We start from the raw sequence: 18,979 nt of genomic DNA on the forward strand, positions 1-18,979 counted from the left end.
AAGATCCGGTGACCCATGAGCCATTCCCGATGGGTCCCTGGCGTTGTGCCGTCGACATCCAGTAAGGACCCCGCGTGAGCGATCAACAGCCGCATGAGTCGGGCTCCCCGCGCAGCCGCCGCGAGATTCGCGAGGACCGGGAGCGCGAATTCGGGGCGAAGCGTGAGCGTCAGAGCGCCTCGCAGGAGCGCGCGCTCGACGAGACGCTGCGCTCCGTGCGTGCCGGCTCCGCCGCCGCTGCGGCGCGGCGCGGGGAAGACCCCGCTGCGGGGCAGCGCGAGGAGGATCCCGCTGTGGGTCAGCGCGAGGAGGACCCCGCTGTGGGTCAGCGCGAGGAGGATCCCGCTGTGGATCCCGGCGCGCCCCGGGTGCCGCTGCCGGCCATCGCGCCGATCCAGGCCACGGTGGTCTTCGACCAGACGGTCGCCTTCTACCGGGATGACCTCACCGAGGACGGCTGGGACCACACGGGACCCCAGCTGGCTGCTCCCTCCGCCGTGACCCCCTTCGATCAGGTGATGACCGGCTCCGATCAGGCGCTCTCCGGGCAGGAGGCGGAAGAGGAGTCCGAGTACGCCATGGCGGAGGAATCAGACTTCCTGCATGACGAAGACCTCGAAGACGACTACTACGAAGGCACCCGCATCGATCACGACGACGACGGCACCCCGCTGCTGATCTCCTCCTCCAGCCATGGCCGCGGCTACCAGACGGTCTCCGCCGTCGAAGGCGGTGCGACCCAGGCGGTGCTGGAGAAGCGCCGCCGTCGCCGCCGCCGGCGCAACCTCACGCTGAGCGTGGCCTTCGGGCTCTTCGCGGTGCTGCTCGTGGGCTTCGTGGTCGTGCTGCAGTCTCTGTTCGGCGGGGGCGGTCCCGAGGACTTCGAGACCCAGGCCGGCGAGGTCGTGGACTTCACGGTTGAAGAGGGCGACGGCCCCGCCCTGGTGCGAAACCGACTGCTCGAAGCCGGGATCATCGCCAGTGAGGACGCATTCGACGATGCCCTTGCGGAGCTCGAGGACGCACCCGAGCTCCAGCCGGGCGAGTTTCAGCTGCGTGAGCAGATGCCTGCCGAGGACGCGCTGGCAGTGATCTTCGAACAGGGCGAGGCGCTGCACTACATCTCGCTCCAGGACAACACCCGCATCGACGCGGCGCTGAGCTCCATCGCCGCGCAGACCGGCATCCCGGAGAGCGACATCCGGCAGGCCGCCGAGGACCCCGCGGCCTACGGGCTTCCCGAGGAGGCCGAGACGCTCGAGGGCTATCTGGCGGCCGGTGAATACCAGCCCAGCCTCGAGGCCACACCTGAAGAGATCCTGCAGACGCTGGTGGACACCACCTTCGAGCGGCTCGACGAGCTCGGCATCACCGAGGAGGACGAGCAGTGGCGCACCGTGATCGTGGCCTCGCTGCTCACCGCTGAGGGCCTGCCCGGCGACTACGAAGAGATCGCCGGGATCATCGAGAACCGGCTGGCCCCGAACAACTCCGAGACCGACGGACTGCTGCAGATCGACGCCACCGTGATCTACGGCCTCGGCACGCAGAGCGTGCACTTCACCGAGGAGGAGCGGGCCGACGCCTCCAACGAGTACAACACCTACCAGAACCCAGGACTGCCCCCGGGGCCCGTGGCCGCGCCCAATATGGCGACCCTGGAAGCTGCCGCGAACCCGGATGAGAACGACTACTTCTACTGGGTCACGGTGGACCTCGAGACCGGAGACACCGAGTTCGCCTCCACCTACGAGGAGCACCTCGGCTACGTGGAGGAGTTCAACGCGTACTGCGAGGACAACCCCGAGATCTGCGAAGGCGAGCCGACCCAGGAGAACGCGGGACCGTGACCCGACAGGCCGCTGTGCTGGGCCACCCGATCGCCCACTCACTCTCCCCGCTGCTGCACACCGCCGCCTATGCGCACCTGGGGCTGGACGCCGAGTACCGGCGCATCGATGTGCCAGAGGAGTCCCTGCAGGACTTTCTGGGCGGCGCCGGCGACGCCCAGGACTGGCTGGGCTGGTCGGTCACCATGCCGCTGAAGGCCGCCATGGTCAGTGCGACGGACCATATCTCGGCTCGGGTCGCCGCGCTGGGCGTGCTCAACACCGTCGTCCACCGACCGGCCGGCGAAGCTGCCAGCGGCACCGGCCGCACTGGCAGCTACGGTGGCTCCGGCCGCACTGGCAGCCTTGGCGGTGTGCGCACGCTCTACGGCGAGAACACCGATGTGGACGGCATCGTGGCCGCCCTGGGCGAGGCCGGGCTGCACCCGGGCGCGACGTCGGGGCGGGGAAGTCTCGGGATCATCGGCGCCGGGGCCACCGCCACCGCCGCGCTGGCCGCCGCCGCGGAACTCGGCTACACCCACGTGCGCAGCTATGTGCGCTCGGTCCAGCGCGGCCTGGAGCTGGCACCCGTGGCCTCCGCCCTGGGGCTGCGGCTCAGCGTGAGCGAACTCTCGGAGCTCCCCGCAGACCTGCACACCGGCGGTCAGGATCCTGACCGAATCCGCCCCGACGCGGTGGTCTCCACGCTGCCGCCGCGCGCCGCCGACGAGCTCTCCGCCACCCTGCCCCGGCTGGACCGCCCGATCCCGCTGCTCGACGTCGCCTACGACCCCTGGCCCTCGGCCCTGGCCAGCTCCTGGGAGGCCTCCGGAGGCCGGGTGGTCAGCGGTCTGGTGATGCTGCTGCACCAGGCGGTGAAGCAGGTGGAGCTCTTCAGCGCGGCCACCTCGACCCCTGCCGGTGAGCTCTCCGAAGAGTCCCACGCCCAGATGGTGGCAAAGATGAGGCGCTCCATCGGTTTATGATGGACCCCATGTTGCGCTGGCTCACTTCCGGAGAATCACACGGCAAATCCCTCGTCGGAATCCTGGAAGGGCTTCCCGCCGGCGTCTCGCTGAGCACCGCCGCGGTGCAGGAGAAGCTCGCCCGCCGCCGTCTCGGCTACGGCCGCGGGGCCCGGATGAAGTTCGAGCAGGACCAGGTCGCGCTGTTGGCCGGGGTGCGCCACGGCGTCACCATCGGCGGTCCGCTGACCATCGAGGTCGGCAACACCGAATGGCCCAAATGGGAGAAGGTGATGTCGGCGGATCCGGTGGACCCCGAAGAGCTGGCCCACCTCGCCCGCAACGCCCCGCTGACCCGACCCCGCCCCGGCCACGCCGACCACACCGGGATGCAGAAATACGGATTCGGCGAGGCCCGCCCGGTCCTGGAGCGCGCCTCTGCGCGCGAGACCGCCACCCGCGTGGCCCTCGGCGCCGCGGCCCAGTCCTTCCTGGACGAGCTCGGGATCACGACCGTCTCCCACACCACCGCCATCGGCCCGGTACAGATCCCGGCCGACGCCCCGCTGCCAGGCGCCGCAGACGCCTCCGCGCTGGACGCGGATCCGCTGCGCTGCTTCCACGCCGAGACCTCCGAGCGGATGGTCGCCGAGGTCGACGACGCCCACCGTGCAGGCGAGACCCTCGGCGGCGTGGTCGAAGTCATCGTCGAGGGGCTCCCACCGGGGCTCGGCAGCTACGTCCACTGGGACCGCCGGCTGGACTCACGGCTGGCCGGGGCGCTGATGGGCATCCAGGCGATCAAGGGCGTGGAGGTCGGCGACGGCTTCGAGACCACCCGACGCCGCGGGTCCGCCGCCCATGACGAGATCACCCTCGACGAGCAGGGCCAGATCGAGCGCACCTCCAACCGCGCCGGCGGGATCGAGGGCGGCATGAGCATCGGCGGTCCGCTGCGGGTCCGCGCCGGGATGAAGCCCATCGCCACCGTGCCGCGCGCGCTGCGCACCGTGGACACCGCCACCGGGGAGGCGACCACCGCCCACCACCAGCGCTCCGACGTCTGCGCCGTCCCGGCGGCCGGCGTCGTGGCCGAGGCCATGGTGTCACTGGTCATCGCCGAGGCCGTGCTGGAGAAGTTCGGCGGGGATTCGGTGACCGAGGTGCGGCGCAACCTGCGCGGCTACCTCGAGCATCTCCCCGAGCTGGGCGGCGACCCCTCCGGCGCCGGAGCCGACGGCGACCCGCTGCAGGCCCCGGCCGCGATGCAAGACTGATGCGTCAACCCGCAGCCGCTGACCAGCGAGGCGACGGCCGCAACATCGTGCTGATCGGACCCATGGGTTCCGGGAAGTCCACCGTCGGTGCGGCCCTGGCCCGACGTCTGCACCGGCCCCACGTGGACAGCGACCACTTCTTCGTCGCCCGTCACGGCCCCATCCCGGAATACTTCTCGCTCCACGGCGAGGACGCGTTCCGGGCCGAGGAGCAGAACATCGTCGCCGAGCTGCTGGACTCTCCGCGCCCCTCGGTGATCAGCCTCGGCGGGGGAGCGGTGCTCAGTGCCGGCACCCGTGAGCTGCTGCGTGATCAGCTGGTGGTCCTGCTCGACCTCACCGAGGACCAGGCCGCGCTGCGGCTGGGTGACGGCTCTACCCGACCCATCCTCGGCGCCCACCCGGTGCAGGCCTGGAAGCGCATCTACGCCGAACGCGAGCAGATCTATCGAGACTGCGCTGATATCGTCATGACCCCAGACGATGCGCACATCGACGTGCGCGTCGATCACATCGTGCGAGCCCTCAACACCACCTCCAGGAGAGACCCAAGCGTATGAGTCACCAGGCCGAGACCGAGGCTTCCGCCCCCGCCGCGGAGCCCACGATCATCACCGTCGGGGAGGGCGCGGGCACCGGAGGTCAAGAGCTGGGCTACGACGTCGTCATCGGCAACGGGCTGCTCTCCCGGCTGCCCGGACTCGTCGGCGCGCAGGCAGAACGGGTGCTGGTGATCCATCCCCGGGCGCTGCGCGCCACCGGCGACGTGGTCCGGGAGGACCTCGAGAAGGCCGGGTATCAGGCACTGGTCGCTGAGATCCCGGACGCCGAGGAGGGCAAGCACATCCAGGTCGCCGCGTTCTGCTGGCAGGTCCTGGGGCAGAACGACTTCACCCGCTCCGACGCGATCGTCGCCGTGGGCGGGGGAGCGGTGACCGATGCCGCGGGCTTCGTGGCCGCGACCTGGCTGCGCGGGATCCGCGTGGTCCACATGCCCACCACGCTGCTGGGCATGGTCGACGCCGCCGTGGGCGGCAAGACCGGGATCAACACCTCCGAGGGCAAGAACCTGGTCGGCTCGTTCCACCAGCCCGCCGGGGTGCTCGCCGATCTGGACACGCTGCTGACCCTGCCGCGCAACGAGCTGGTCGCCGGCCTCGCCGAGGTGGTCAAATGCGGATTCATCGCCGACGAGCGGATCCTGGACATCATCGAAGCCGCACCGGAGCAGGCGCAGAACCCGCACTCCTGGCAGATCCGCGAGCTCATCGAGCGCGCCGTCGCGGTCAAGGCTCAGGTGGTGGGGCAGGACATGCTCGAATCAGGTGTCCGGGAGTCGCTGAACTACGGCCACACGCTGGGCCACGCCATCGAACTCGCCGAGCGCTATCAGTGGCGCCACGGCGCGGCCATCTCGGTGGGCATGATCTTCGCCGCCGAGCTCGGGCGCAGCCTGGGCCGGCTCGACGACGCCACCGCTGACCGCCACCACGCCGTGCTGACCCTGCTCGGACTGCCCACCACCTACCGCGATGACCGCTGGAGCCAGCTGCTCGAAGGCATCCGTCGGGACAAGAAGAACCGTGGCGACCAGCTGCGATTCGTGCTGCTCAACGGACAGGGACAGCCGGCCACCGTGGAGATCCCGGACGCCTCGATCCTCTTCGCGACCTACCAGGAGATCGCCCAGCCGGAGACGGGCACCATGATGTCGCTCTGAGCTCGGCGCGCGAGCCTGTAGAATCGACTGGCGCCGCGTGGAGCAGCCATGGCGTCCAGCCGCGGCTGTGCATCGAACTCCATGCCCTCACGACCCAGGAAAGGCAGATTGTGGCCAGCTCGAACGACATCAAGAACGGCTCCGTCCTCAAGATGGAGGGGCAGCTGTGGAACACGCTCGAGTTCCAGCACGTCAAGCCGGGCAAGGGCGGCGCGTTCGTGCGCACCAAGCTGAAGAACATCCGCACCGGCAAGGCCGTGGACAAGACGTTCAACGCCGGCGCCAAGGTGGAGTTCGCCACGGTCGACCGCTCCAACTACCAGTACCTCTACCAGGATGGTGAGGACTTCGTCTTCATGGACCTGCGCGACTACGACCAGATCACCGTGCCCGCCACCGTGGTCGGCGACGCCGCGAACTTCCTGCTGGAGTCCCACGAGGTCACCATCGCCCTGCACGACGGCACCCCGCTCTACCTCGACCTGCCGCCCTCGGTGGTCCTGGAGATCACCTACACCGAGCCGGGCCTGCAGGGTGACCGCTCCAACGCCGGGACCAAGTCCGCCACCCTGGAGACCGGACACGAGATCCAGGTCCCGCTGTTCGTGGACCAGGGCACCCGCGTGAAGGTCGACACCCGCACCTCCGCCTACCTCGGCCGAGTCACGGACTGATCCCGCCAGTGGCAAAGCGAAGCAAAGCCCGCCGTCGGGCCCTCGAGATCCTCTTTGAGGCCGAACAGCGAGACATGGACCCCTTCGAGGTCCTGAGGGTCCGCCGCGAGCGCGCGGACCTGATCGTGAACGAATACGTCCTCGAGCTCATCGACGGGGTGAAGTCCGAGCAGGAGCACATCGACGAGATCCTCGCCACCTACGCGCGCGGCTGGACCCTGGAGCGGATGCCGCGGGTGGACCTGATGGCGCTTCGGATCGGGGCCTGGGAGCTGCTGTGCAACACCGAGATCCCCGACAACGTGGCGGTCTCCGAGGCCGTCTCACTGGTCAAGGAGCTCTCCACCGACGACTCGCCCAGCTTCGTCAACGGCCTGCTCGGACGGATCCAGGTGCTCAAGCCCACGCTGGTCGAGGTCGATGACGTAGAGTGAACCCGGCGCGTGCATCACGCGCCGAGCAGGACAGCAGCTGCGCCGCGATGCGGCGGCAGCCGCCCAGAACTGAAGATCCAGACTTCCTTTAAACATCGTCCAGTGAGGCGAGGAAGGAGTCATACGGTGACCCGATCACCCGAGACCTCTCATGTGATGTCCGCCTCCGACATGGACCGGGCGCTCACGCGCATAGCCCACGAGATCGTCGAATCCCACCGCGGGGTCGAAGGTCTGCTGCTGCTGGGCATCCCGCGCCGCGGAACCATCCTGGCCCGCCGACTGGGCGAGCGGCTCGCCCGGATCGACCCCGGCTTCGATCCCAGCCAGGCCATCGGCTCCCTGGACATCACGCTCTACCGCGACGACCTGCGCGCCCATGGCGCCCGCACCCCGGAACCCACCAGGATCCCCGGCGCCGGCATCGACGGTGCCACCGTGGTCCTGGTCGATGACGTGCTCTACTCCGGGCGCACCGTGCGCGCGGCCCTGGACGCCCTTCAGGCGCTGGGCCGTCCCGCGGTGGTCCGGCTCGCCGTGCTGGTGGACCGCGGCCACCGCGAACTGCCCATCCGTTCCGATCACGTCGGGAAGAACCTGCCCACCTCCCGGGACGAGCGCGTCTCGGTGCTGCTCGACGAGATCGACGGCGTGGCCCGCAGCCAGGAGGCCGTGGTCATCCAGCGCCGCGGCGGCAAGCAGTCCCAGGCGGGTGAGCGCTGATGCGGCACCTGCTCTCCACCGCCGATCTCAGCCATACCCAGGCGCTGAGCATCCTCGACACCGCCGAGGAGATGGCCGCGGTCTCCACCCGCGAGGTCAAGAAGCTGCCCACGCTGCGCGGACGCACCGTGGTGAACCTCTTCTTCGAGGACTCCACCCGCACCCGGATCTCCTTCGAGGCCGCCGCCAAGCGGCTCTCCGCCGATGTGATGAACTTCTCCGCCAAGGGCTCCTCGGTCTCGAAGGGCGAGTCGCTGAAGGACACCGTGCAGACCCTGGAGGCCATCGGCGCCGACGCGATCGTGATGCGGCACTGGGCCTCCGGGGCCGCGGCGCAGCTCGCCGGCTCGGGCTGGACCGACTGCGCGGTGATCAACGCCGGCGACGGCACCCATGAACACCCCACCCAGGCGCTGCTCGACGCGCTGACCCTGCGCCGCGGCTGGTCCGCCGCTCACGGAGCAGACCCACGCGGCACCGACCTGACCGGGATGCGGGTGCTGATCGTCGGCGACATCCTGCACTCCCGGGTGGCGCGGTCGAACATCTGGCTGCTGCGCACGCTCGGCGCCGACGTCGGCCTGGTCGCCCCGGCCACGCTGCTGCCGGTGGGCGTGGAGAAATGGCCGGTGAGCGTGTACTACAGCCTCGATGAGGCGCTGGGCTCCGGCCCGGAGGCCGGCCCCGATGCGATCATGATGCTCCGGGTCCAGGCCGAGCGGATGGGCGGAGCCTACTTCCCGACCGCCGCCGAATACACCCGCCGCTGGGGCCTGACCGACGAGCGGCTGGCCCGGCTGGCCGCCCACCGCGGCGCCGCCGGGCAGCGACCGATGATCCTGCACCCAGGCCCGATGAACCGCGGAGTCGAGATCTCCGCCGCCGCCGCAGACTCCCCGATGAACCAGGTCCTGGATCAGGTCTCCCACGGGGTCTCCGTCCGTATGGCCGTGCTGCACCTGCTGCTGAGCAGCTCAGAGAGGAACACCGCATGAGTGACACCCCCACCGCCGCGACCCTGATCCTGGGCGCCCGGCCCTATGGGGAGGCGCCGCTCGACGTGCTCATCAGAGACGGCCGGATCGCCGCCCTCGGAGAAGCGGCCCGAGCCCAGGCCGAGCAGCTGAAGGCCGAGCAGCCGGAGCAGGTCAGCACCGTCGAGGCGGAAGGCCTGATCATGCTCCCGGGCATGGTGGATCTGCACACCCACCTGCGTGAACCCGGCCGTGAAGACGCCGAGACCGTAGAGACCGGCAGCCGAGCCGCCGCCAGGGGCGGATTCACCGCGGTCCACGCGATGGCGAACTCCTCCCCGGTGGCCGACTCCGCCGGCGTCGTGGAACAGGTGCACCGGCTGGGTCGGGCCTCTGGCTGGACCGAGGTCTACCCGGTCGGCGCTGTCACCGTCGGTCTCGCCGGGGAGCGGCTCGCCGAGCTCGGCGCCATGGCCGAGTCCTCCGCGCAGGTCCGGATGTTCTCCGACGACGGCATGTGCGTGCACAACCCGGTGCTGATGCGCCGAGCCCTGGAGTACGTGAAGACCGTGGACGGGTTCATCGCCCAGCACGCCCAGGAGCCGCTGCTCACCGAGGGTGCCCAGATGAACGAGGGCGACGTTTCCGCGATCCTGGGCCTGCCCGGCTGGCCGGCGGTGGCCGAGGAGTCGATCATCGCCCGCGACGTGCTGCTGGCCCAGCATGTGGGCTCGAGGCTGCACATCTGCCACGTCTCCACCGCCGGTTCGGTGGAGATCATCCGCTGGGCCAAGGAGCGCGGCATCGACGTCACCGCCGAGGTGACCCCGCACCACCTGCTGCTCACCGACGAGCTGGTCCGCGGCTATGACCCGGTGTACAAGGTCAACCCGCCGCTGCGCACCGGCGCCGACGTCGAGGCGCTGCGGGCCGGACTGGCCGACGGCACCATCGACATCATCGGCACCGACCACGCCCCGCACCCCACCCAGGCCAAGGAATGCGAATGGTCCGCCGCGGCCATGGGCATGACCGGGCTGGAGACCGCGCTGCCGGTGGTCATCAAGACCATGATCAACACCGGACTCATGGACTGGCGACGTTTCGCGGAGGTCACCTCGATCGCCCCGGCGCGGATCTACCGCCACGCGCATCAGGGCCGGCCGCTGGAGCTGGGGGAGCCCGCCAACCTGATCCTGGTCGACGCCGAGGCCACGCAGACCGTGGACCCCGACGGCCACGCCAGCAAGGGCCGAAACTCGCCCTTCCGCGGCATGGAGCTGCCCGGCGCGGTGCGCGCGACCTTCCTGCACGGACACCCGGTGGTGCTCGACGGCGAGCTCAACACCCCGCTGGCCGAGGCCGCTGCGGGCGCCGCCGGATCCTCACAGGTGAGGCCATGACGCTCACGCCTGCCACGCTGGGACTTCCCGCGACCCTGGGCACCACCGCCGCGGACATGACCGGTACCTACCTGAACTACCTGTGGATCGCCCTGGGCATCATCGCGGTGCTGCTGGGCCTGCTCTGGCTCGGCTGGCGCGGGCGCAAACGCCGCCAGGGCGGACTGCCGGCGCCCGATGAGGTCCCCGCCACGCTCATCGAGGCACAGCCGCGCGCAGCGGCCGAGGGCATGGTCATCGGCACCGTGAAGGCCGGGGACTACCTGGACCGGATCGCCGTCCACGGACTCGGCGTGCGCACCAACGGACGCCTCGAGGTCCACGACCAGGGCGTCGCCGTCTTCCGCTCGGGAGCCCCGAACTACCTGATCTCCGCGGCCGCGCTGGAGCATGTGCGCACCGACCGGGGAGTGGTGGGCAAGTTCGTCGAACGCGACGGGGCCATCATCATCGGCTGGCGACTCGGCGAGGAATCCGTGGAGACCGCCTTCCGCGCCCGGCATGCAGAAGCCCACCAAGAGCTCCTCGACGAGCTCACATCCGTCATCCGTCCCTCCGACGAGGAGTCAGAACCTTCATGACAGCACAACCCTCCGCCACCCAGGCTCAGTCACCGGCCGCCACTGAGGCCGCCACCGATGCCGCCACGCAGGCACCCCTCCAGGCCGCCGCCCCCGCGCTGCTGGTCCTCGAGGACGGCACCGTGCACCGCGGCGCCGCCTACGGCACCCAGGGCGCCCGCCTGGGCGAGGCGGTCTTCGCCACCGGGATGACCGGCTACCAGGAGACGCTCACCGACCCGTCCTACGCCCGCCAGATCGTGGTGCAGACCGCCCCACACATCGGCAACACCGGCATCAACGATGAGGACGCCGAGTCCCGCAAGATCTGGGTCGCCGGCTATGTGGTGCGCGACGCCGCCCGCCGGCCCTCCAACTGGCGCTCCCGGCGGACCCTGCACGAGGAGCTCAACGCCCAGGAGATCATCGGCATCAAGGACGTCGACACCCGGGCGATCACCCGACACCTGCGCAGCGCCGGATCGATGAAGGCCGGGATCTTCTCCGGGGACCAGTCGGCCCGCCCCATCGCCGAGCTGATCGCCGAGGTCAAGGCCCAGCCCTCGATGGCCGGAGCCCGGCTGGCCGAAGAGGTCTCCACCGACACGGCCTACACCGTCGAGCCCAGCGACCACGGCTGGGGCGCGGAGATCGTCGCCACCGTGGCCGCCATCGACCTCGGCATCAAGACCATGACCCCGGTGCGGATGGCCGAACGCGGACTGCGCGTGCATGTGCTCCCGGCCACGACCAGCTTCGCCGAGATCGAGGCGCTGAACCCGGACGGGGTCTTCCTATCCAACGGTCCCGGGGACCCGGCCACCGCCGCGAACCAGATCGGGCTGCTGCGCGAAGTGCTCGATGCCAGGACCCCGTTCTTCGGGATCTGCTTCGGCAACCAGATCCTGGGCCGCGCGCTGGGCTTCGGCACCTATAAGCTGCCCTTCGGTCACCGCGGGATCAACCAGCCGGTGATGGATCACGCCACCGGCAAGGTGGAGATCACCTCGCAGAACCACGGATTCGCCGTGGACGCCCCGGTGGGCGAGGTGCTCACCGCCCCGCAGGACCGCTTCGGGCGGGTCGAGGTGAGCCACTCCAGCCTCAACGACGGTGTGGTGGAGGGCCTGCGCTGCCTGGACATCCCCGCCTTCAGCGTCCAGTACCACCCCGAGGCTGCGGCCGGACCGCATGATTCGGCCTACCTCTTCGACCGCTTCGTCGAGCTGATGACCGACGCGCGCACCAAGACCGGGGCCGACACCGTGAGCGCCGCCACCACTACCGACACTGAGACCCGTGGAGGGAACCCACTCAATGCCTAAGCGTCAAGACCTCAAGTCCGTCATGGTCATCGGCTCCGGCCCGATCGTGATCGGACAGGCCGCCGAGTTCGACTACTCCGGCACCCAGGCCCTGCGAGTGCTCAAGGAGGAGGGCCTGCGGGTCATCCTGGTCAACTCCAACCCGGCCACCATCATGACCGACCCCGAGTTCGCCGACGCCACCTACGTGGAGCCGATCAGCCCCGAGGTGGTCGCGAAGATCATCGAGAAGGAGCGTCCCGACGCCCTGCTGCCCACCCTCGGTGGGCAGACCGCGCTGAACACCGCGATCGCACTGGACAAGGACGGTGTGCTGGAGAAGTTCGGGGTCGAGCTGATCGGCGCGAACATCGCCGCCATCGAGCTCGGCGAGGACCGGCAGAAGTTCAAGGGCGTGGTGGAGCGCTCCGGCGCGGAATCCGCGAAGTCGCTGATCGTGCACTCCATGGAGGAGGCGCTGGCCGCCGCCGAGGAGCTGGGCTACCCGATGGTGGTGCGCCCCTCCTTCACCATGGGCGGGCTCGGCTCCGGCATGGCCTACGACGAGACCGACCTGCACCGGATCGCCGGCGCCGGGCTGCAGTACTCACCGACCACCGAGGTGCTCCTGGAGGAGTCCATCCTCGGCTGGAAGGAGTACGAGCTGGAGATGATGCGCGACTCCAAGGACAACGTGGTCGTGGTCTGCTCCATCGAGAACTTCGACCCGGTGGGCGTGCACACCGGGGACTCGATCACCGTGGCTCCGGCCATGACGCTCACCGACCGCGAGTACCAGCGGCTGCGTGACATCTCGATCAACGTGATCCGTGAGGTCGGGGTCGCCACCGGTGGCTGCAACATCCAGTTCGCCATCGAGCCCGGAACCGGCCGCGTCGTCGTCATCGAGATGAACCCGCGGGTCTCGCGCTCCTCGGCGCTGGCCTCGAAGGCCACCGGGTTCGCGATCGCGAAGATCGCAACCAAGCTCGCCCTGGGCTACACCCTGGATGAGATCCCCAACGACATCACGCAGAAGACCCCGGCCAGCTTCGAGCCGGTGCTGGACTACGTGGTGGTGAAGGTCCCGCGCTTCGCCTTCGAGAAGTTCCCCGCCGCGGACCCCACGCTGACCACCACCATGAAATCGGTGGGCGAGGCGATGGCCTTCGGGCGCAACTTCACCGAGGCCATGCAGAAGGCGCTGCGCTCCCTGGAACAGCGCGGCAGCGAGTTCGACTTCACTCTGGCCGATCCCGAGGAGCTCGAGCAGCTGCTGGAGAAGATGGCGACGGCGACCACCGAGCGGCTGCACCAGGTGCAGCGGGCGCTGCTCTCCGGCGCCTCGATCGAGACGGTCTATGAGATCACCGGGATCGACCCCTGGTACCTGGACCAGCTGCAGCTGATCAACGAGACCGCGACGGCGGTGGCCTCGGCCCCCGAGCTCGACGTCGAGGCGCTGCGCCTGGCCAAGCGGCACGGCTTCTCGGATGAGCAGATCGGCGCGCTGCGGCATATGGACGCCGCGGTGGTCCGCGGGGTCCGGCATGCGCTGGGGATCCGCCCGGTCTACAAGACCGTGGACACCTGCGCCGCCGAATTCGAGGCCTTCACCCCGTACCACTACTCCTCCTATGACCTCGAGGACGAGATCGTGCACCACGATCAGCCCTCGGTGATCATCCTGGGCTCCGGACCCAACCGGATCGGGCAGGGCATCGAGTTCGACTACTCCTGCGTCCACGCCACCATGGCGCTGCGCGAGGCCGGCTACGAGACCGTGATGGTCAACTGCAACCCGGAGACCGTCTCCACCGACTACGACGTCTCCACCCGGCTGTACTTCGAGCCGCTGACCCTGGAGGACGTGCTGGAGGTCATCGCGGCCGAGGAGCGCACCGGGGGCGTGGCCGGGGTCTTCGTCCAGCTCGGCGGGCAGACTCCGCTGAAGCTCGCCCAGCAGCTCGCCGACGCCGGGGTCACCATCCTGGGCACCTCCCCGGAGGCCATCGACCTCGCCGAGGACCGCGGCGCGTTCGACCAGGTGCTCCAGCGCGGCGGACTGATCGCGCCGAAGAACGGCACCGCGGTGAGCTTCGAGGACGCCAAAAAGGTGGCCGACAGCATCGGCTACCCGGTCCTGGTCCGGCCCAGCTACGTGCTCGGCGGACGCGGCATGGAGATCGTCTACGACGAGCCCGGCCTGGAGCGTTACATCGCCAACGCCACCGAGGTCACCCCGGAGCACCCGGTGCTGGTGGACCGGTTCCTGGAAGACGCCATCGAGGTCGACGTCGACGCGCTCTACGACGGCGAGCAGCTCTACGTGGGTGGCATCATGGAACACATCGAGGAGGCCGGGATCCACTCCGGCGACTCCGCCTGCGTGCTGCCCCCGATCACGCTGGGCCCCGACGTGCTGGAACGGGTCCGGGTCGCCACCCGGGTGATCGCGGAGGGCGTGGGGGTCAAGGGCCTGATCAACATCCAGTTCGCCCTGGCCTCCGACATCCTCTACGTGATCGAGGCCAACCCGCGGGCCTCGCGCACCGTGCCGTTCGTCTCCAAGGCCACCGGGGTCCAGATGGCCAAGGCCGCCGCGCACATCGGCACCGGGGTCAGCATCGCGGCGCTGCGAGCCGGCTCCGGAGACCCGCTCTCCGGACTGCTCCCGGCCACCGGGGACGGCTCCGAGCTGCCCCCGGGCGCCCCGGTCTCGGTGAAGGAGGCGGTGCTGCCCTTCGCCCGCTTCCGCACCCCCGAGGGTCGCGTGGTCGACTCGCTGCTCGGCCCGGAGATGCGCTCCACCGGAGAGGTGATGGGCATCGACAAGCACTTCGACACCGCCTTCGCCAAGGCGCAGCAGGCGGCGAACAACCCGCTGCCCACCTCGGGCAAGGTCTTCGTCTCGGTGGCCAACCGGGACAAGCGCGCGATCATCATGCCGGTCAAGCGGCTGGCCGACCTGGGCTTCTCCATCGTCTCCACCGGCGGCACCGCCGATGTGCTGCGCCGCAACGGGGTCGAGACCACCACGGTGGCGAAGATCGCCGACGCCGAGACCCAGGGCGGCACCATCCTGGAACGGGTGGAGAGCGGTGAGATCGCGCTGATCATCAACACCCCCTCGGGTGGTGATGCGCGCAGCGACGGCTACGAGATCCGCGCCGCCGCGACCTCGGTGGGCACCCCGGTGATCACCACCGTGGCCGAGTTCGGTGCGGCCGTGCAGGCCATCGAGGCGCTGGGCCAGTTCAGCTGGTCGGTGGCCTCGCTGCAGGAGCACGCCGAGCGGCTGAAGCAGGCCGAGGCGCGTCATCAGGTGGAACAGCGCCGGCAGGCCGACCTGCGTGAGCAGGCCGACGCATCGAAGCAGGCCGAGCCGGCGAAGCAGGCTGAGCCGGCGGGGCAGGCCGGGGCATGACCTCGCCTCTGCCGGGCCAGTCCGCCGGAGCCTCCTTCGGCGGGCGCCTGGCCGCGGCGATGCGCACACACGGCAGGCTCTGCGTCGGCCTGGATCCGCACCCGCAGCTGCTCACCGACTGGGGGCTCACCCAGGACGCCGCCGGACTGGAGGCGTTCTGCGACCGGGTGCTCCAGGCCTGCATCGGCCGGGTCGGGGTGCTCAAGCCCCAGGTGGCGTTCTTCGAACGCTTCGGGGTCGCCGGCATGCAGGTGCTCAGCACGGTCCAGCACCAGGCCCGTGCCGCCGGTCTGCTGGTGATCGCCGACGCCAAGCGCGGAGACATCGGGTCCACCATGGCCGGCTACGCCGAGGCCTGGCTGAACCCAGAGGGGGACTTCGGCGCCGACGCGCTCACCGTGAGCCCCTACCTGGGCTTCGGGTCGCTGCAGCCCGCGATCGAGGCCGCCGCCCGCCACCAGGCCGGACTCTTCGTGCTGGCCCTGACCTCCAACCCTGAGGGCCAGCAGGTCCAGCTCGCCCAGGACGCTCGGGGTGTCACCGTGGCCGGCCAGATCGCGGCCGAGGCGGCGGCGGCCTCCACCGCGCTGGCCCAGGCCGACACTGCGCTGGGCAGCATCGGACTCGTCGTTGGCGCCACGACGGCGGGGCTCGCCGCCCAACATGGAATCGACCTCGCCGCCGGCCGCATGCCGCTGCTGGCACCGGGCTACGGCGCCCAGGGCGCCGGCGCCGAGGAGCTGCGCGCGGGCTTCGGCGCGTCCTACGCCGAGCAGGTCCTGGTGAACTCCTCGCGCGGGATCCTGGGTCAGGGTCCGGACCCGGATTCGCTGACCAGGGCCATCGAGCAAGCGAAGGCTGATCTGGGCTGAGAACTCGCCAGGCCGCACTCTCTTGATGTTCCACCGTCCAGCCGTTAGATTCTGCTCATCATCACCTGGTGCAGTCCGCAGAAAACCGTTCCTAGCGGGTGCACCACGGAAGTTGGGGGAGAATCGTGGCACTGCGAGAACTGACCAAGGAAGAGCGGGACACCGCCCGTCGCAAAGCACTGGCCGCCCGCGTGGAGCGGGCCCAGTTGAAGAAAGAGTTCGGCAACGGGGGCATCGGCTTCGATGAGGTGCTGCAGCGCGCGTCAAGCTCCGAGGCGGTGGCCCGGCTCAAGACGCTTGAACTGCTGGAGTCCCTTCCCGGGGTCGGCCGCGTCACCGCCACCAAGGCGCTGGAGGACCTGGGCATCTCGGTGAACCGGCGTCTCGGCGGTCTCGGGGTCAAGCAGCGACGAGCCTTGAAGGAGTATCTGGCAGAATTGGGTTGACCACCCCAGCCCTAGGAGCCAGTGCATTGTCAGCAGTCCCCGGCAGTCCCGCCGTCACCGTGCTCGCCGGACCGACCTCCGTCGGGAAGTCCACGCTGAGCCGATTCATCCGCACCCACTACCCCGAGGTGCACTTCTCGGTCTCGGCCACGACCCGACCCCCGCGCCCGACCGAGGAGGACGGTGTCGATTATCACTTCATCGACCCGGCTCGCTTCGACGCACTCGTCGAGGCCGGGGAGTTCCTGGAGTGGGCCACCGTGCACGGGAAGCACCGCTACGGCACGCTGCGCTCGACTGTGGACGCCGCCCTGGCGGCCGGGAAGCTGGTCCTGCTGGAGATCGATCTGCAGGGAGCCCGCCAGGTCAGGGCCACGATGCCGGAGGCTCAGTTCGTGTTTTTGGCGCCTCCTTCATGGGAGGACCTGGTCTCCCGGCTGGTCGGTCGCGGCACCGAATCCGAGGAGGAACAGCGGCGCAGGCTGGAAACGGCTAAGATAGAACTCGCTGCAGAGCAGGAATTCGACGTCTCGATCATCAACGACGAGCTCGACCGTGCCGCAGCCGAACTTGTAGCCCGCATGGGCTTCACCCATGCATCACCCCAATCTGAAGGACGACTCCCCACGTGACTGAGCAGACCGAAGGCATCATCTACCCGTCGATCGACTCCCTCCTGGAGAAGAGCGCCTCGAAGTACTCGCTGGTGCTCTTCGCCTCCAAGCGCGCCCGCCAGATCAACGCGTACTACGCACAGCTGCACGAGGGCCTCTTCGAGTACGTCGGACCGCTGGTGGACACCAAGCTCAACGAGAAGTCGATGTCCATCGCCCTGCGCGAGATCAACGAGGACCTGCTGGTCAACCACCCCGCGGTCAACCCCGCCTCCTGATCAACAGCCGCTGCTGACCCGCTCCGCCGGGTGAGCAGCACGACCCCGCAGTCACCCTCACCTGGGCCTGCGGGGTAATCTGGGCGGATGCGCATCGTTCTTGGAGTCAGTGCCGGCATCGCCGCCTATAAGGCGGTCCACCTTCTGCGACTTATGCGAGAAGCCGGCCACCAGGTCGATGTCATCCCCACTCCCGCCTCCGAGAAGTTCGTCGGACGCGCCACCTGGGAAGCGATCAGCGGCCGCCCCGTGACCACCTCGGTGTTCTCCGGAGTCGACGAGGTCCGTCACGTCCGGCTGGGGCAGGAGGCCGACCTGGTCGTCGTCGCCCCCGCCACCGCCGATCTGCTCGCCCGGGCGCGGGCCGGCATGGCCGATGACCTGCTGACCACCACGCTGCTGGCCTCCGAGGCTCCCACGCTGCTGGTCCCCGCGATGCACACCGAGATGTGGAACAGCGCCGCCACCGCGGACAACGTCGAGGTGCTGCGGTCCCGCGGCGTCGAGGTCATGGAACCCGCCGTCGGCCGGCTCACCGGCAAAGACACCGGGCCAGGGCGGCTGCCGGAGCCCGAGCAGATCTTCGCCAGGGTCACCGAGATCCTCAGCCTCCCCGGTGACTTCGGATACGCCTACGCCCCGCGCGCCGGAACCTTCCACGCGCCCGACCCGGAGGTCCAACCGCCGCTCTCGGGCCAGACCGTGGTGGTCACCGCCGGCGGCACCCGTGAACCCCTGGACCCGGTGCGCTACCTCGGCAACCGCTCCTCCGGCAAACAGGGCATCGCGCTGGCCGAGACCGCCGCCGCCGCGGGCGCGGCGGTGCATCTGATCGCCGGGATCATGGATGTCCAGGCCCCGGAGCACATCGCGAACATCACCGTTGAACGCATCGAGACCGCCGCCCAGCTGCAGGCCGCGGTCCAGCGCGTCGCACCACAGGCGGACCTGCTGATCATGGCCGCCGCCGTCGCCGACTTCCGGCCCACCGCCTACGCCGCGCAGAAGATCAAGAAGACCGAGGACGGCGAGAACCCGGTGATCACCCTGGAACGCAACCCCGACATCCTCGCCGAGACGGTGGAGCACCGCCGCGCCGAAGGCACCGGGCCGCGCGTGATCGTCGGCTTCGCCGCAGAGACCGGCAGCGCCGAGGCCGACCCGCTGGAGCTGGCCCAGGCCAAGCTGCTGCGCAAGGGCTGTGACCTGCTGGTGCTCAATCAGGTGGGGGAGGCGCTGGTCTTCGGACGCGACGAGACCGAGATCCACATCCTCACCTCGCCCACGCTCACCGCACCGACTGGCAGCTCACCCGGCCCCGCAGAACCGGGTCTCACAGAACCGACTGTCAGCGCCGGCGACGCCAGGGTGACCACGCTGCGCGGGTCCAAGCACGAGGCCGCCCAGGCGATCATCGCCGCGGCCGCCGCTTACGTCGTGTGAAGCAGGCTCCTCAGGTCAGGATCGGCCTGCCGT

18 protein-coding genes are annotated in these 18,979 nt (G+C 69.7%); all 18 read left to right on the top strand.

All coding sequences use genetic code 11. The features are described from left to right. The first annotated feature begins 74 nt into the window (after nucleotides 1–74). The 18 genes from I2487_RS08725 to I2487_RS08810 all read left to right on the top strand — a co-directional run bounded on the left by I2487_RS08725 (nucleotide 75) and on the right by I2487_RS08810 (nucleotide 18,946). On the top strand, nucleotides 75–1,850 hold the full coding sequence (locus I2487_RS08725; protein ID WP_207172294.1) for an endolytic transglycosylase MltG: 1,776 nt from the start codon (nucleotides 75–77) through the stop codon (nucleotides 1,848–1,850). Continuing rightward, nucleotides 1,847–2,818, top strand: coding sequence for a shikimate dehydrogenase (locus I2487_RS08730; protein WP_207172292.1), 972 nt, complete (start codon nucleotides 1,847–1,849; stop codon nucleotides 2,816–2,818). Before I2487_RS08725 ends, I2487_RS08730 begins: the two co-directional genes overlap by 4 nt. Before the next feature lie 8 nt (nucleotides 2,819–2,826). After that, the gene (gene aroC / locus I2487_RS08735; RefSeq protein WP_207172290.1) at nucleotides 2,827–4,074 is read left to right on the top strand and encodes a chorismate synthase; all 1,248 of its coding nucleotides are present in this window, start codon (nucleotides 2,827–2,829) and stop codon (nucleotides 4,072–4,074) included. Further along, nucleotides 4,074–4,634 (top strand): shikimate kinase, encoded by a 561-nt coding sequence (locus tag I2487_RS08740; RefSeq protein WP_207172288.1) that lies wholly within the window; start codon nucleotides 4,074–4,076, stop codon nucleotides 4,632–4,634. The genes aroC and I2487_RS08740 overlap by 1 nt, the downstream gene beginning before the upstream one ends. Next, a complete protein-coding gene (gene aroB / locus I2487_RS08745) occupies nucleotides 4,631–5,794 on the top strand; it encodes a 3-dehydroquinate synthase (RefSeq protein WP_207172286.1) in 1,164 nt (387 codons plus the stop codon). Before I2487_RS08740 ends, aroB begins: the two co-directional genes overlap by 4 nt. A 110-nt stretch (nucleotides 5,795–5,904) precedes the next feature. Beyond that, nucleotides 5,905–6,468 carry an elongation factor P gene (efp, locus tag I2487_RS08750; RefSeq protein ID WP_207172284.1) on the top strand — a complete coding sequence of 188 codons (564 nt, stop codon included), beginning with the start codon at nucleotides 5,905–5,907 and terminating at the stop codon, nucleotides 6,466–6,468. A gap of 8 nt (nucleotides 6,469–6,476) precedes the next feature. Beyond that, entirely contained in the window at nucleotides 6,477–6,902 is a 426-nt protein-coding gene (gene nusB, locus I2487_RS08755) for a transcription antitermination factor NusB (RefSeq protein ID WP_207172282.1), read from the top strand. A 156-nt stretch (nucleotides 6,903–7,058) separates the two neighbouring features. Further along, the gene (pyrR, locus tag I2487_RS08760; RefSeq protein WP_218624335.1) at nucleotides 7,059–7,625 is read left to right on the top strand and encodes a bifunctional pyr operon transcriptional regulator/uracil phosphoribosyltransferase PyrR; all 567 of its coding nucleotides are present in this window, start codon (nucleotides 7,059–7,061) and stop codon (nucleotides 7,623–7,625) included. Beyond that, nucleotides 7,625–8,620, top strand: a complete 996-nt coding sequence (locus I2487_RS08765) for an aspartate carbamoyltransferase catalytic subunit (RefSeq protein ID WP_207172279.1) — start codon at nucleotides 7,625–7,627, stop codon at nucleotides 8,618–8,620. Before pyrR ends, I2487_RS08765 begins: the two co-directional genes overlap by 1 nt. Continuing rightward, a complete protein-coding gene (locus I2487_RS08770; protein WP_207172277.1) occupies nucleotides 8,617–10,002 on the top strand; it encodes a dihydroorotase in 1,386 nt (461 codons plus the stop codon). The genes I2487_RS08765 and I2487_RS08770 overlap by 4 nt, the downstream gene beginning before the upstream one ends. Continuing rightward, nucleotides 9,999–10,583: a PH-like domain-containing protein gene (locus tag I2487_RS08775; protein ID WP_207172275.1), complete on the top strand. Its 585-nt coding sequence runs from the start codon at nucleotides 9,999–10,001 to the stop codon at nucleotides 10,581–10,583. Before I2487_RS08770 ends, I2487_RS08775 begins: the two co-directional genes overlap by 4 nt. Beyond that, on the top strand, nucleotides 10,580–11,887 hold the full coding sequence (carA, locus tag I2487_RS08780; protein ID WP_207172273.1) for a glutamine-hydrolyzing carbamoyl-phosphate synthase small subunit: 1,308 nt from the start codon (nucleotides 10,580–10,582) through the stop codon (nucleotides 11,885–11,887). Before I2487_RS08775 ends, carA begins: the two co-directional genes overlap by 4 nt. Next, a complete protein-coding gene (gene carB / locus I2487_RS08785) occupies nucleotides 11,880–15,293 on the top strand; it encodes a carbamoyl-phosphate synthase large subunit (protein ID WP_207173033.1) in 3,414 nt (1,137 codons plus the stop codon). Before carA ends, carB begins: the two co-directional genes overlap by 8 nt. After that, entirely contained in the window at nucleotides 15,290–16,165 is an 876-nt protein-coding gene (gene pyrF, locus I2487_RS08790) for an orotidine-5'-phosphate decarboxylase (protein ID WP_207172265.1), read from the top strand. The genes carB and pyrF overlap by 4 nt, the downstream gene beginning before the upstream one ends. 125 nt (nucleotides 16,166–16,290) lie before the next feature. Then, complete coding sequence (mihF, locus tag I2487_RS08795; RefSeq protein WP_036476025.1) at nucleotides 16,291–16,611, top strand: integration host factor, actinobacterial type; 321 nt, start codon at nucleotides 16,291–16,293, stop codon at nucleotides 16,609–16,611. 26 nt (nucleotides 16,612–16,637) lie between these two features. Continuing rightward, nucleotides 16,638–17,243, top strand: a complete 606-nt coding sequence (gmk, locus tag I2487_RS08800) for a guanylate kinase (RefSeq protein WP_207172263.1) — start codon at nucleotides 16,638–16,640, stop codon at nucleotides 17,241–17,243. Further along, nucleotides 17,240–17,503 (top strand): DNA-directed RNA polymerase subunit omega, encoded by a 264-nt coding sequence (gene rpoZ / locus I2487_RS08805; protein ID WP_036476028.1) that lies wholly within the window; start codon nucleotides 17,240–17,242, stop codon nucleotides 17,501–17,503. Before gmk ends, rpoZ begins: the two co-directional genes overlap by 4 nt. A gap of 87 nt (nucleotides 17,504–17,590) precedes the next feature. Further along, nucleotides 17,591–18,946 carry a bifunctional phosphopantothenoylcysteine decarboxylase/phosphopantothenate synthase gene (locus tag I2487_RS08810; RefSeq protein WP_207172261.1) on the top strand — a complete coding sequence of 452 codons (1,356 nt, stop codon included), beginning with the start codon at nucleotides 17,591–17,593 and terminating at the stop codon, nucleotides 18,944–18,946. The last annotated feature ends 33 nt before the right edge of the window (nucleotides 18,947–18,979 follow it).

The organism is Nesterenkonia sp. E16_10 (assembly GCF_017347085.1).
Classification (GTDB): Bacteria; Actinomycetota; Actinomycetes; order Actinomycetales; family Micrococcaceae; genus Nesterenkonia.